The sequence below is a fragment of the Pseudovibrio ascidiaceicola genome (assembly GCF_900114245.1).
Lineage (GTDB): Bacteria > Pseudomonadota > Alphaproteobacteria > Rhizobiales > Stappiaceae > Pseudovibrio > Pseudovibrio ascidiaceicola.
The window spans coordinates 252,256-265,797 of the sequence record NZ_FOSK01000005.1; the positions used below are offsets into that span (position 1 = coordinate 252,256).

Annotated in this window: 10 protein-coding genes; 6 read left to right on the plus strand and 4 right to left on the minus strand. The window is 52.5% G+C overall.

All coding sequences use genetic code 11. The annotated features are described in order from the left end of the window. Positions 1-375: 375 nt before the first annotated feature. A complete protein-coding gene (locus BM231_RS11625; RefSeq protein WP_093519515.1) occupies positions 376-1,188 on the plus strand; it encodes an SDR family oxidoreductase in 813 nt (270 codons plus the stop codon). 199 nt (positions 1,189-1,387) lie between these two features. Continuing rightward, a complete protein-coding gene (locus tag BM231_RS11630) occupies positions 1,388-4,291 on the plus strand; it encodes a DUF2339 domain-containing protein (protein WP_208860290.1) in 2,904 nt (967 codons plus the stop codon). A gap of 49 nt (positions 4,292-4,340) precedes the next feature. Here BM231_RS11630 and BM231_RS11635 read toward each other — a convergent pair whose 3' ends face one another. Next, positions 4,341-5,333, minus strand: coding sequence for a threonine dehydratase (locus tag BM231_RS11635; protein ID WP_093519519.1), 993 nt, complete (start codon positions 5,331-5,333; stop codon positions 4,341-4,343). 177 nt (positions 5,334-5,510) lie between these two features. Here BM231_RS11635 and BM231_RS11640 point away from each other — a divergent pair, with 177 nt between their 5' ends. Further along, a complete protein-coding gene (locus tag BM231_RS11640; RefSeq protein ID WP_093519521.1) occupies positions 5,511-6,326 on the plus strand; it encodes a helix-turn-helix domain-containing protein in 816 nt (271 codons plus the stop codon). Here the strand turns inward: BM231_RS11640 and BM231_RS11645 are convergent. The 3 genes from BM231_RS11645 to BM231_RS11655 all read right to left on the minus strand — a co-directional run bounded on the left by BM231_RS11645 (position 6,280) and on the right by BM231_RS11655 (position 9,081). Beyond that, on the minus strand, positions 6,280-6,762 hold the full coding sequence (locus tag BM231_RS11645) for a GNAT family N-acetyltransferase (protein ID WP_093519523.1): 483 nt from the start codon (positions 6,760-6,762) through the stop codon (positions 6,280-6,282). The two genes, BM231_RS11640 and BM231_RS11645, sit on opposite strands and share 47 nt — an antisense overlap. A gap of 21 nt (positions 6,763-6,783) precedes the next feature. Further along, positions 6,784-7,560, minus strand: a complete 777-nt coding sequence (locus BM231_RS11650) for an SDR family NAD(P)-dependent oxidoreductase (RefSeq protein ID WP_093519732.1) — start codon at positions 7,558-7,560, stop codon at positions 6,784-6,786. A gap of 180 nt (positions 7,561-7,740) precedes the next feature. Next, entirely contained in the window at positions 7,741-9,081 is a 1,341-nt protein-coding gene (locus BM231_RS11655; protein ID WP_093519525.1) for a YheC/YheD family endospore coat-associated protein, read from the minus strand. A 534-nt stretch (positions 9,082-9,615) separates the two neighbouring features. Between BM231_RS11655 and repA the strand changes: the two genes are divergently transcribed. The 3 genes from repA to repC all read left to right on the plus strand — a co-directional run bounded on the left by repA (position 9,616) and on the right by repC (position 13,520). After that, the gene (repA, locus tag BM231_RS11660; protein WP_057462928.1) at positions 9,616-10,824 is read left to right on the plus strand and encodes a plasmid partitioning protein RepA; all 1,209 of its coding nucleotides are present in this window, start codon (positions 9,616-9,618) and stop codon (positions 10,822-10,824) included. After that, on the plus strand, positions 10,821-11,870 hold the full coding sequence (repB, locus tag BM231_RS11665) for a plasmid partitioning protein RepB (protein WP_093519527.1): 1,050 nt from the start codon (positions 10,821-10,823) through the stop codon (positions 11,868-11,870). The genes repA and repB overlap by 4 nt, the downstream gene beginning before the upstream one ends. A 282-nt stretch (positions 11,871-12,152) precedes the next feature. Continuing rightward, complete coding sequence (gene repC, locus BM231_RS11670; RefSeq protein WP_093519529.1) at positions 12,153-13,520, plus strand: plasmid replication protein RepC; 1,368 nt, start codon at positions 12,153-12,155, stop codon at positions 13,518-13,520. The last annotated feature ends 22 nt before the right edge of the window (positions 13,521-13,542 follow it).

Sequence of the window (13,542 nt, forward strand, 5' to 3'; positions counted from 1 at the left end):
ACTTTGCCAATCAGCTGAGCCAGAATACCCACTTCTCTGTGGCTTTTTGTAGCCTGTAATAGCAGGAATGGAGTTGCGACCCGTTAACGCAGTCCGCTGGTAATTGGTCGAACCTCCCTCTGCATTAATAGCAAGTCTGGCGGTTTTTGCGGTGCTGATCCTCTTCGAACTACTGAACCACACTCATCAATGATGCGTGCACGATGATTTTCATCGGGGTATTGTTCTGTGATCATATTTGGCGCGATTTGCTAGTCATTTGGCGCGATATGGCTTTGTAGAAGACCAATAGCCTCCCTAATTTATCAAGCATGATGAACAACAGATGGGTTGCCTCCCCTAGCACCCCGAGTAAAGAACCTCAGGAGTTTCTTCATGTCTGACACAATTCTGATTACAGGTGCATCTTCCGGCATTGGCAAAGTGACTGCAAAACTGTTCCACGACAAAGGCTGGAATGTGATTGCGACCATGCGCCAGCCGGAAAAAGAAGAGGAACTGACCAAGCTCGACAACGTGCTTGTGACGCGTCTGGATGTGACAGACAGCGCCTCCATTGAAACGGCTGTTGCAGAAAGTATTGCACGGTTTGGCAAAATTGACGTGCTGCTCAACAACGCAGGTTATGGCGCTTATGGTCCGCTGGAAGCGTTTTCCATGGAGAAGATCCGCCGTCAGTTTGAGACCAACGTGATTGGTCTTCTGGAAGTTACAAAAGTTGTCCTGCCACATATGCGGGCCAACAAGTCTGGTAGTATCGTGAACGTCTCTTCGATCGGAGGTCAGATGACCTTCCCGCTCGGCGCGCTCTATCATGGTACCAAGTTTGCGGTTGAGGGTATTTCAGAGGCGCTTCACTTTGAGCTGGAAGCTGCAGGCATCAAGATGAAGATCGTTGAACCAGGCATGATTAGCACTGATTTCGCTGGTCGTTCTTTCGACTTCACCAATGATGAGAGCATGACCGAATACCAAGGTGTTGTGCAGGCGTTGTTTGGCGCGATGAACGGCGGCATGCAGCCTTCCGAGCCAATCGTTGTGGCAGACGTCATCTATACAGCTGTCACTGACGGTACCAACACCCTGCGCTATCGCGCTGGAGCCGATGCCGTCCAGTTCCTCGACAACCGCAAGGCACTGGATGATGCAACGTTCATTGGTGGCCTGAAGGAGCAGTTAGGCCTTTAAAGGCTGATTGAACGGATTTCCAAAAGTACAGTTCGAAGGCAGAGGACGTGGCGGTGTTCTCTGCTTTTTGCTTGAAGCTTCTGAAACCAGTTGAGGCAGCTGCAAGTCAGGCACAGGAAAGATTGTCGTGGCTCTTAAAGGGCAATGCGTGTAGGTTTGCCGCAGTCTTTTTCTTTAAGTCTTGCTTCCTCAGGTTTTCATGGAACTCATCATTATCGTTGCTGTCGCCCTTTTTCTTGGCGTGGCATTTGCATTTTATAACCGCCTCTCTGACATCGCGCTCAAACTCACGTTTTTGAATGCGCAGATGAAAGAGCTCCATAAGAGCATGGCTGAGCTTCAGGGCCACTCTCCGAATGCGGAGACTGCACAAGCAGCTCCAACTGGTGCCGAAAAATCAGCCACACCGCGGGATTCCGTTGTACCGTCTGTGTCGAAGAAGCCATGGATGAGGGATTTGGATGCCAAGAACGAGGCGGTGAAACCAACGTCGCCTCCTGTACCGAGTAAGATGGCCTCGCAAGACACACCAAAAGAGGATGCTAAATCAGAGGCCGCAAAGCGGGCTGCTTTGGGATCTGAGCAAACTTCGGTCTCCGAGAAAATCGTCGGAGATGAACAACAAAAGCCTTCGAAAAACCAAACGCTTGCTCAGGAAAATGCTGCGAAAGACGCGCCAAAATCTGAGCAAGAGGCTGCTTCAAGCAAGTCTGCACCGCCTCAGCTGAAGCCTAAAAGGTTTGAAGCGTGGTTTAGTCGCGTTGCCCGCGATGTGATCGACAATGCCCGCAAAAACTGGGTTGTCTGGCTGGGTGCCTTGTCGCTTGCTTTTGGCGGTATCTTCTTTGTTCAATACGGTATCGAAAATGGCGTCCTCTCACCCGCCATGCGCATCAGCTGTGCGCTGGCCTTTGGTGTCTTGCTGATTGCTGGCTCCGAGTTCTTCCGCTACCGACAGAAAGAGGCGCAGGTTGATCCGTTTGGTCCGCTAGTTGCAGCGGCCAGTGGAGGTCTTGCGTCTCTGTTTGGCGCAACTGTTGGGGCTTATTCTCTTTATGGGTTGATTGGCCCAACGACCACCTTCATCGGATTGGCCCTTGTGTCATGGCTCGCGATTGGCGGTGGTCTGCTTTATGGCCCGGTGCTCGCGACCATTGGTATTCTGGGTGCTTATTACTCCCCGTTGCTGGTTGGTGGGACAGAACCATCTGCCCTGCTCTATCTCTATTTTGCCATGGTGCTGGCAACGAGCTTTGCGGTCGAGCGCTTGCAGCGCTGGATCTGGCTCTCCACACTCAGCGTTCTTTCCGTTTTCGTCTGGGTGTTCCTGTTGCAGATCCAGATGCCGGACCAGCAACTGACGCCGCTCATGCTGGCCGCAATTCTGGTGCTAACGATTACGGTACCTGCTTTTGGTGTGCCGCCGAAATCATCTATCTCCAGCTGGCCGCTGGACAAAGCGTTTTTGCACTACAAGAAGACCTATCCTGCTTTGCTAAGTTATGCCGTTACGGGTCTTGTGTTCCTGACCGGCTTATTCTTTGCGGGTGAAGATATGGATCTGGCACGGCCAATGACGCTGATGTTTGCCGGTCTTCTGATCGCCCATGTGTTCTTCTTGAGTAAAGCGGAAAGCCTTGACCTGATTGGACCAGCCCTGCTTGCAGGCTTCGCGTTGATGATGTGGATGCCAAAGGCACTGGCCTGGCAAGCTGTTCCAGATGATCAACCGTTCTACCTTGCTGTTCTGGCGGTCACGATTACCGCTGTGACAGGTGGCAGCCTGTTGCGTGGTCAAACCTCCATGCGGGCGTGGTTCTGGAACTGGTCTGCCGTCGCCTTGCCGGGTCTTGGTGCGGGGATCTACTTTATCTACACAGCACTTCATGCGCCGGAATTGCAAGGCGCGGTCGGGGCCTTTGGCTATCTGTTTGCGCTTGCTCTGCAAATTTGCGTTGCAGTCTATTTCCGCAAGTCAGCGCATAAGTTTAAGTTTGGGACTGAGGGAAGCGCAGCGCTTGCCTTTTTGCTATTCCTGCCATTTGCCTACTATTTCTTTGGAGAAATCACGCTTCCAATTGTTCTCATGGTCGGTGCTGTTGTCGTTCTTGAAATCTCAGATCTGTTCGGGCTTAACATTGCGCGAAAGGCGTTCTTTGCATACCTGAGTGGCATGGTTTTCTTCACCACGCAGCGCTACATCGACGGATTTGGCGAAGCAGGGTACGCAGACATTTCGCTGCTGTTCCTGCCAGTGCTCGCGCTCAGCGCATTGGGGTGGTGGCGTGGCCAGCAGCGTGGGGATGAGAGCGAGGCAGTCGTATTTGAAACGACCGTCTGGGCGGCTCTGTCCCTGTTCTTCTGCGCCTTACTTCAAGTGTTCTACCGCGATCAGGGCGACATGCCCATGTATGTGATGCATGGGTCCTATGCTTTTGTTCTGGCAATTCAGGTTTCCGTTCAGCTGAAGCGGATGAGTTTCTCAAATTCCTTCACCAAGTTGAGAGAAGGGCTATTCCATTGGTACTGGGCCATTGCTGTGCTGAACTGTGTGGTCGCGATTGTGACGAACCCACTGGGTCAGGACCATGTCTTCGGCTACTTCCCGATTGATAGCCTGTCCATCGCCTATCTGTATCCGGCTCTGGCGTTGCTGCTGGCAACTGAACGTTTCTGGACCCGTGAGGATCACCTGCAAAACGTGACACGCGGTCTGGCGGGCGTCTTGTTGGTGATGTTTGTTGGATTGGAAATCCGCGCTTTCTGGCAGGGCCCTGTGCTGACGGGTCGCGGTGTGGTTCTGGAGGAACTCTACAGCTACACCGTTGCGATGCTGATTTTCTCAGTCGGACTGATTGCCTTTGCCTCTGTGAAGCAACGTAAACGAGTTGGGCAAGCTGGACTGGCGTTCATTATCATCACCTGCCTGAAAGTGTTCTTCATCGACATGTCGGGTCTTTATGGGCTTGCCCGCGCAACTTCGTTCATCGGTCTTGGATTAACGCTGGTTGGTATCGCCTGGGCGAACAAGCGGTTCTTGTCGTTTGATCCGCCAGTTGAGGAGGATGAGCCCGAGCTCAAACCTCAGCAAGATCAGGCTTAACTCATCAATGGGCCGGAGAGAGCAAACACCTCTCTCCGGCCTTTTTCGCCTATGCCGGTGCAAGTTCACCAGTTGCCTGCAAGTGGGTGTTCATCACACTCAGGAAGGTGGTCAGGTCGATGTTGCCTCCGGTCAGGATTACGCCTGCCCGTTTACCCTGCAAATTGTGTTTGTTTGCCATCAGGCCTGCAAGTGGTGCAGCCCCTGCCCCTTCTGCCAGATTGTGGGTGTCTTTGTAGTAGGCTGCCATCGCTTCAGCAATTTGCACCTCACTCACGCTGATCACATCTTCCGCGCCTTTCAGGATGATCTCCAGCGGCTGTGCCTGCGGATCACGGCAGGCCATACCGTCTGCAAAAGTGTTTGCCGTCTCTGTCTGGATTGCCTCGCCAGCTTTAAAGGACAGCGCAAAGGCAGCTGCGTTTTGTGCGGTTACACCAATGATCTTGGTTTTCAGGCCAAGTAAGTCGCGAACCGTGATCAGGCTGCAGATGCCAGAGCCCATGCCAATCGGGACATAGACAACATCCAGATCAGCAACCGCACGGTACAGTTCCAGCGCATAAGTGGAGACGCCTTTGACGAGGTTTTCATGGAACGCAGGCACCATATGGTAGCCATGCTCTTCCTGAAGTTGCTGCGCAACCACGCGGCTTTCGTCAAAATCCTTGCCAGCAATGATCACATTGGCTCCAAAGGCGCGCATGGCGACATTCTTCTCCAGTGAGTTGCCTTCGGGCACAACAATGTAAGAGGGAATGCCATTACGGCTTGCGCCAAGGGCAACGGACTGACCATGGTTGCCACGTGTTGCCGTCACCAGTCCGGTAGGCCTGTGCGCGGACTTCATCAAGGCATCCACATAGGTGAACCCACCACGCGCCTTAAACGAACCTGTTGGCGTATGGTTTTCATGCTTCACAAAAACATCAACACCTGTACGCTCTTTCAGTAATGGCCATGCATAACACGGGGTCTCAGGGACGAACTGCTTAACAGTGGTGTGAGCAGCCTCCAGATCCTCTAGCGAAAACAGCGGCATTGAATTTCCTTTTGGCAGTTAGAAACACTTTGCCACCAACTTAAAACCCGCCACTGGCCATGGCTTTCAAAATACTGACCTAAAGTTCCTTGAGGATGGCCCCTTGTTTACACGTGGCCTGACGGCTTATAAATAAAGCGTAGGAAATCAGAAGAACCCATTGAAGAAATTGAGACTATGAGCTTGAGGCAGGACATAATCAGCAAGTGGAAGCTGCAGCTTTTGCCAAGCAGTGCCTACGCTGTTGCCTATACGGCTGCACGGGCCTCAATCGGGTTTGCGTTTGAAAGTCAGCGGGGCGTGCATTCTTTTAACAGTGACCGCCGGGTTGATTTCTGGACGCGGCCCAACAGCCTCGCCTTTGTGCCTAAAGGATGTGATGTCACCTCTGAGAGTGAACGCGGCGGGGAATACCTGACTTTTACGGTACCAGCTGAACTCCTGCCTGATCGCGGAGAACAGCTGCGCTTCAACCATGCTGTCTCGCCTGATGCGATTAAAGCTGCCTTTCATCTTCGCAAGGCACTTCTTTCAGCAGAACCTCAGGACACCCTGGCGATAGAAGCTCAGCTCTATGCTCTGCTGGATGTGGTTGAGCGGGTGCAGGCGGGAGAACATGAAGACCCTCCATCTGCATCGTCCATGACGGATACGCGGCTGAAGCGCGTGGAGGAGTTTGTCGAAGACCACCTTGCTCAGCAGATGTCCATGTCTGATCTGGCAGCATGTGTGGATCTGTCTGCTGGCTTCTTTAATCGCGCATTCAAAGGAGCCACAGGCAAGACGCCACACGATTACGTGTTGGAGCGGCGCGTGGCGCGGGCGCGCAAACTGCTTGGCGCACCACATGCTTCTCTCAGTCAGGTTGCCTATGCCTGCGGGTTTTCATCCCACGCGCATATGAGCTCGACCTTCAAAAAACGGCTTGGCGTTTCGCCGACCCAGCTTATGACGAACCAGGTTTATCCAGCGCCAGCACGTTCAATTGTTTGACGTGATACTCAAGCACACGCCACCCCATTTTCTCATAAAACGGCGTGTTGTCGTCAGAGGCGCACAAATACACACGTGAGTGCCCGCTCTCAAAAGCCAGTTGAGCCATACGAGCAACAAGGGCTGTGCCAATGCCTTCGCGGCGATGCACTTCCTCTGTCCAGACAGCGGCAACCCATGGGGTCAGGTGAGGACGGGCGGCAAAGTCGCTTTCAATCAGTAAGGCACTGCCGAGGTAGGTTCCGTTACGATGGGCAACAAAGGCAGTGGGGACAGCTTCAGGACAAAGGGCTGCACGGACTTTGACTTCGATCTCGTCTTGCAAAACGCCCTTGTCGCGCCACCATGCCTGCCAGATGCGATGGGCAATGGTGGGAATGAAATCGGGGGTCTTGCTCATTTCAGAAAGGGTAAAAGTGCGTTCTAAACTTTCCATAGGACTGGTGACCTGTAAAATCTAAATCGGTGTACCTCCTCCGGAAACGCTAATGATTTGTCCTGTTATTTTAGCGGAGCCCGGACCGGCGAGGAAGTTGATCGCTTCGGCTACTTCGTCGGGTCTGATGACGCCCAGATGAGCGTTCTGCTCGACTTTTGAGATGAGGCTTGCAGCAAAAGGATCTCTTTGAAGCTTATCATAAAGAGGGGTTCCACGTACAACACTTGGACTGACACAATTGACCCGGATGCAATGCTGTTTGGCTTCTACCGCAAGGGAACGGCAGAACATGGAGATACCTGCTGTTGCAGCCCCGACAGCTGTGCTGCCAAAGGTCGGGATTATGGAAACATCCGAGGTTAAACAAATAATTGAACCGCAACGTTGTTTCGTCATGACCGGATAAACCGCATGAATCGGGTGCAAAATACTGCTCATGAGAGAGGTGATTGTTGGCATGAGCTCTTGCAGTTTCATGTCATGCAATGGTCTGGGGATGAGCCCTCCACCACCGGTACTAACCAGCACATCGATTCGCCCCATCGCCAATTCCGCATGGGTAATGGCCGTTTCTGTACGGCCCGGATCGGAGGCGTCGCATTGCACAAAATGCAAATATGCGCCGGGAAATTCGGCTGCAAGTTTGCTCAGGGCGTTGCGGCCCTTGGTGACATCTCGCGCGCAGATGGTGAGTTTTTGAAGACCGGATTGGAGGAGTATTTTAGCAGAGGCAAACCCTATGCCGGATGTGCCACCGACAATGACTGCTGAGGATTCATTTAGTTTCCGCGCCACAGTGACCTCCAGATGCGACTGAACTCTTGTCGCGATCTTGCTCGCGTAGATGCTCAAAGAGTTGTTTTAGTACAGATCCCGTATGTTTTTGCTCAACACGTGAGAGGCAGACGGGCGAAACAGCAATCAAAGTAACCGGAGCGCTAAGACCTTCCCGACATCTATAAGTTTTGAGGCGCGTCACTCAGGCTCTTCACCAAAGCCGGAAAGAAACGCGCCATAATCGATGCTGGCCTCCAGCGTTGTCACTCTTGCTTCTGCGTGGCTTGGATCGAGAAAGATCATGCGTCCGGGCTTGGCGTTGATCTCGAGAAGTTTCGGGCAACCTGTTTTGTCGACACCTATATCCAGTCCCAGTTCCCCGATTGGAGAGGTGTGATAGGCGTCCATACGATGAGCAATGGCGAAACCACATTCCTCGACTGCCGCTTTCACAGCTTCTGCCTTCTTGCCGAATGCATTGGTGAAGTAATCATCCGGATTAATCACATCCGCGCCCTGGCTGAAGTGAGAGGAGATGCAGCCGTGCGCGCAGACCCTTGGGCCGATCATCAAGCAGCGCCATGTGCCGCTGATGTCCTTTTGCATCTGAACGCGGCAATCAACGGACCGGCCATCGAAGGAGGAAAAGTCGAGACTTTGCTGCACCAGATATTGATCCAGAGTGGTGTGAGAGAAGGCAAACTCAAAGGCGTCTTCGAGCAGCATGAAATCTGCATGAGGACACGACAGGTCCGTTAGCCATTGCAACCGATAGCCTTTATCGTGTTTTGACAGGCGCATCAAAAGCTTACCACCTCGCCCGTCAACTGGCTTCAGATAGGCTGAGTTGTGACGACCAAGGATCTTTTTCAAAAGCGGTGGTGTGGGTGCACGGTGAGTCTCCGGCAGGTACTTGCGTAGCTTTTGACCCTGCATCAGATGCTCATGCACCTCCCACTTATCAAAGAAACCCGGATTATAGATGTGGGATCCCAACGCACGCATCCGGTTCTTCACCGCTTCCACGCGCAGTTTATGCTCCTCATCACGGGTATGAATGCGGTTGTATATGGCGGCGGGCAGCGGCAGGCCGGGTTGGCGGTGGCCGGGCATGGTCTCGCCGGTGATCGTGTTTGTCGCCCAATTGTAATCTTCTGGCGAGAACAGAAAGGCGATGTATCCGCAGGTTTCGGCGTACTTCAGCATGTCCTGCTGGTGACGACGTTCAGGGTCAAACTTTCCCGCTCCCATGATGCCGATGGTTGGGCCTATATGGATAGTGTCCCCTTCCCGCCGCACGTGAAGGCCATCAATGAGCGCAAGGCCGAGCTCGTCAAACACATCTGCTGGCAGGCCAAGGGCAGACCTGCGCTCGGTGTTAACTGCCGTTCTGGCTGAAAACCGGTGACAGGCGCCTATTTTGAATGACAGGTGTTCACCGGCTGTCGCGCCGATTTTCTGAAGCGCACCTTTGGAAAAGACCACTTCACTACTTGAACTGGACACACGATAAAGATGAAGTTTGACAGCGGAAACCACAGGCCCCCCAAGATCAGCTGGAAATCAGGACAAAACTGGACAAAACCGATTGGGCCGGACCATACAAGACAGGTCCTCGCCAAAGCCTTGCGGAACTTGGGAAAGCTCTAATGGTTTAGGTTTTTGCGTGTACTTAGGGGCTTTACGACTCAGTGCGAATCTATGACTGATTCACGTGTGCACTGCCGGATGAGGCGAAGGTTCGATCTGTCAAATCGGTATTTCATCGATTTTTGCACAAAAACCGTCATGTCTAAGTTTTTTTGTTGGCTTGGCGAAAGTGGCGTTTCTTAATAAGATTGTTCTGTCTAATTATGGAAATGTTGCTGTTAAATCGGTGGTTTACGCAATATCTGGTAATTCTTCGGTTTCAGAACACAGGCACAGCGGAAAGATCCTTAACGATCTCTTAATATTGGTTAATGCTCGTTAACTATAAAGATATTGACGCGCCTTTTGAAACGGAGAAGGATGCGCTGTGACGGATTATTTTCGCTCTGAACTTCAAAACCGTCATAGAGGTTAAGAGGCAATATGCTGCTCGCTGCTGAACATGATGAAACTTCTGCTGAGAAGATTGCACGCCATTCTGACTTGTTGTCACGGCAACTGCAATCCTTAAGGGAGAAGATGTATCCGCCTGAAGCTATGAAGAAGCTGAAGACGTTTTCTTCGCGCGAGGTTGCGGGTCTGCTCGGCGTTGCCGAATCCAGTTTGCGCCAGCTTTCTCTCAACGGTGAAGCAGTTATCCCCGAAAGGCTGGATAATGGCAGACGTATTTATACACTTCCTCAGATCAACGAACTGCGTCGTTATCTGGCCGAAAAACGACCTGCAGATGCCCTTCGTCTTGACCCGCGCCGTCGTCATGGCGAGAAGATGCAGGTTCTGGCCGTCGCCAACTTTAAAGGCGGCTCCGCAAAGACCACCACAACCGTCCATTTAGCGCACTATTTGGCGCTTCAGGGCCTGCGTGTGTTGGCCATCGACCTTGATCCGCAGGCCTCTTTGTCTGCTATGTTCGGGTATCAGCCAGAGTTCGATGTTGACGAGAACCAGACGCTTTATGCCGCGATCCGTTATGATGACGAGGAGCGCGTTCCACTCAGCCATGTTATCCGCAAAACTTACTTTGATGGGCTCGATCTTGTCCCCGGTAACCTGGAACTGATGGAATATGAGCACGAAACCCCGCAAGCAATTGCTCAGGGGCTTTCGCGCGGCGATGGCATGTTCTTCCGCCGCATGGCGACCGTCCTGAAGGAGGTGGAAGATGATTATGATGTTGTGCTTATCGATGCACCGCCACAGCTGGGGTACCTTACCCTTGGTGCGCTCTATGCCGCGACCGGTATTGTCATCACCGTGCATCCGGCCATGCTGGACGTGTCATCCATGAACCAGTTCCTCTCCATGACCTCAGAATTGCTGGCGGTGATTGAAGAGGCTGGCGGCACCCTGAGCCACGATTTCGTGCGCTACTTGCTCACACGCCATACACCCCATGATGTGCCGCAGGTGAACGTTGCAGCGCTTTTGAGAGGTCTTTTTGGTGAGGATGTGCTGGCAGCGTCCATTGTGGAGACCACAGCGATTGCTAATGCAGGCCTGGAAAAGAAGAGCCTTTATGAGGTTGAGCGCGGAAACATGACCCGCGATACCCTCAATCGTGCTCTTGAATCGGTCGATGCAGCCAATACGGAAGTGTTCCAACTGATCAAACAGGTATGGGGTCGTCCATGAACAAGGCAACTGATCGTTCCAAGAAGATGCGTGCCATGTTTGGCGGTGTTGATCCGGCAGAGCTGGCGAAGTCACCCGGTCCTGCCCCGTCCATGACGGCGACAACCAAGCAACGCGTCTCACCGGGGGCGATCAAGTCCATGCGCAACACCTTCTCCAACGTGGAGAAGGAGAACGAAAAGCTGCGCCAGATGATCGAAGAGGGCAGTGTTGCGCATGAGCTGAACACGGAAGATCTAGACCCATCCTTTGTGTCTGACCGTATGGTCGTGGCCAATGATGAGGATTTTGAGAAGCTCAAAGCTTCCATCTCTGCCAGCGGCCAGCAAGTGCCTATTCTGGTGCGCCCGCATCCGGACATGCCGGATCGCTACCAGATCGCATTTGGTCACCGTCGTTGGCGCGCCTGTAAAGACCTTGGCATCTCGGTTCGCGGGATCATCAAAGAGCTTTCCGATGAAGCTCTTCTGATTGCGCAAGGTCAGGAAAACCATGAGCGGAAGAACCTGTCGTTCATCGAGACCGCTTTGTTTGCCTCTCGTCTGGCAAAAACGTTTCCGCAGACTGTCATCTCCAAAGCGATTGGCAAGGACGCGACCACCGTATCCAAGCTGCTCAAGCTGATGAATGCGTTGCCGGAAGAGTTTGTCCGCGAGATTGGCCCTGCGCCAAAGATCGGGCGACCAAGATGGGAAGAGCTTGCTGGACATTTCGCTCACGGCCAGTTGCCTGATCCGTTCAAGGCCCGTGTTGATGCAGTGATGATCAGTGCCGACTTCGAGCTTTCTGCAAGTGACGAGCGCTTTAGCGCGATCCTGTCTGCCTGCAAGTCTGCCGAGACAACGGCAGCGGTAACAACTGGTTCTATCGCCACAGCTGCTAAGAGCTGGATTGGCGATAAGCAGATCCTGATGAAGGACGGCCCAAATGCGCTGAGCTTTCAGGTGGATGCGAAAAAGCAGCCTGAACTCGCCGCGTTTTTGAAGCGCCGCCTGCCGGATCTGATGGATGAGTTTGAAGAAGAAATTCTGAAGGAGGATGCATGACGGTCTAGTTACGTCTCTTCCAAAGAAAAACGGTCCTGCTGACGGCAATCAACAAGACCGAAATTCCTTGGGTACAAACAAACGATAGCGCTCGATGTAACCCTTTTTTGCATCTTCAAATTACTTCGAGACGCGGTACGAATCAACCCTTCACCAAGGAGTTGAAGCGTCTTTCTGCATGCTAATCGCCAGTTTGTCCCGTTTATCCTCAGTTTGGGGAGGATGTTTTGCGTCCTGACCCATGAGAACACCTACTAGACTTAGTAGGTGAACGGTGTAGCTATGCAATCTGTTGGTTCAGTGGCGTCGTTCAGAAAACTGACGCCGGCAATGGTTGCCAGTCAAAAACTGGCGATGGCCAATGACATTGTAAAGACGACAAAATCAGAAGTTGCGATGGCTTTGAAGAAGGCCGCACCTGCTTTGGGAATTGATGGTACGACCTATCATATTCTCGATATTCTGATTGGCCTGACGGCTGCAGAGGACTGGTCGCAAGATCGCCGTCCGCTTGTCGCAATTTCCAATGAAAAACTCGCTGAATATGTCAGCCGCTCCTCCCGTACGGTTGTGCGCTCGTTGCGCAGACTGGTGGAAGCTGGCGTTCTTGCTTACAAAGACAGCCCAACCGGGCGGCGGTATATCTACCGTGCGGGTGAAGACCGCCAGATTGAGCGTGGTTACGGGTTGGACTTTTCTCCTGCACGCCAACGTTTAGCTGAGCTGAAGCAGATCGGCGCTGAGTTCGCAGCTCGCCTTGCCCAGGAAAAAGAAGCCAAGCGCACAATCAGCCGTCTTTCCCGGGCTATGGCAGACTTGTTCCGCCTTGCACACTTGGAAGAGCTGGAAGTCTCAGAGATTGCATCCGCATTCAACGAGTTGATGGACCAGCCAATGGGTGTTGTTGATCGCGCTGAGGCATTGATCATGCTTCATGAGCTTTTGGTGGCGCGCTTTGAAGACAACGACATGGCAGCTGATAAGGGAACTGTTGATCGGAATGAAGCTGATGTTTTTTTTGATAGAAAATCAAAAATGTCATGCGCAGAAGACACCAATGTCACCCCTTATAATAATACAACCTCTCAAGGCTCTTGGATTAAAAGTAAAAAACAGCTGAACAGGTCTAACGACGCATACATTAATACTAACAAATCAGGTTACACCCGATTTGAAATGGCTCCTGAAGAGGAACCAAAAAGCGAAACTCGTGCCAGACCTCAAACACAGAGCAAAGCTGAAAGTCTGAACTGGTCAGAACATGTTGATCCTCACGAAAGTGAGCCATTCTCCCCTCTCCTGTCAGAGGTCTCCCTTGGATTGATCAGCTCAGCAACAGCAGAAACCCAAGCTGCAATTGGGCTCGACCTTTCCAGCTGGAGCAGTTTGATTGATGCCTCTGATGACATGCGTTTGCTGATTGGCCTCTCTCAAAAAGGCTGGTTTGATGCGCGAAACAGGGTTGGTGATTATACGGCCTCTGCGGTTTTGATCACGACGGTTGAAAAGGCGCTACGTGATCCAGAAAGCATTGCACGACCGGCGGGTTATTTCCGTGCTTGTGTTGACCGCGCGATTGATGGAAAGCTAGCCTTGCACCGCACCTTGTTTGGTCTGGCTGCCTCTGGATCATCTGCTGCAGACAGCTGACGTCGGACTGCAATTAGAATTG

Excerpts from the sequence above, each read along its gene's own strand:
- BM231_RS11625 (WP_093519515.1), top strand. The coding sequence starts at position 376 with ATGTCTGACACAATTCTGATTACAGGTGCATCTTCCGGCATTGGCAAA.
- BM231_RS11630 (WP_208860290.1), top strand. The coding sequence starts at position 1,388 with ATGGAACTCATCATTATCGTTGCTGTCGCCCTTTTTCTTGGCGTGGCA.
- BM231_RS11635 (WP_093519519.1), bottom strand. The coding sequence starts at position 5,333 with ATGCCGCTGTTTTCGCTAGAGGATCTGGAGGCTGCTCACACCACTGTT.
- BM231_RS11640 (WP_093519521.1), top strand. The coding sequence starts at position 5,511 with ATGAGCTTGAGGCAGGACATAATCAGCAAGTGGAAGCTGCAGCTTTTG.
- BM231_RS11645 (WP_093519523.1), bottom strand. The coding sequence starts at position 6,762 with ATGGAAAGTTTAGAACGCACTTTTACCCTTTCTGAAATGAGCAAGACC.
- repA (WP_057462928.1), top strand. The coding sequence starts at position 9,616 with ATGCTGCTCGCTGCTGAACATGATGAAACTTCTGCTGAGAAGATTGCA.
- repB (WP_093519527.1), top strand. The coding sequence starts at position 10,821 with ATGAACAAGGCAACTGATCGTTCCAAGAAGATGCGTGCCATGTTTGGC.
- repC (WP_093519529.1), top strand. The coding sequence starts at position 12,153 with ATGCAATCTGTTGGTTCAGTGGCGTCGTTCAGAAAACTGACGCCGGCA.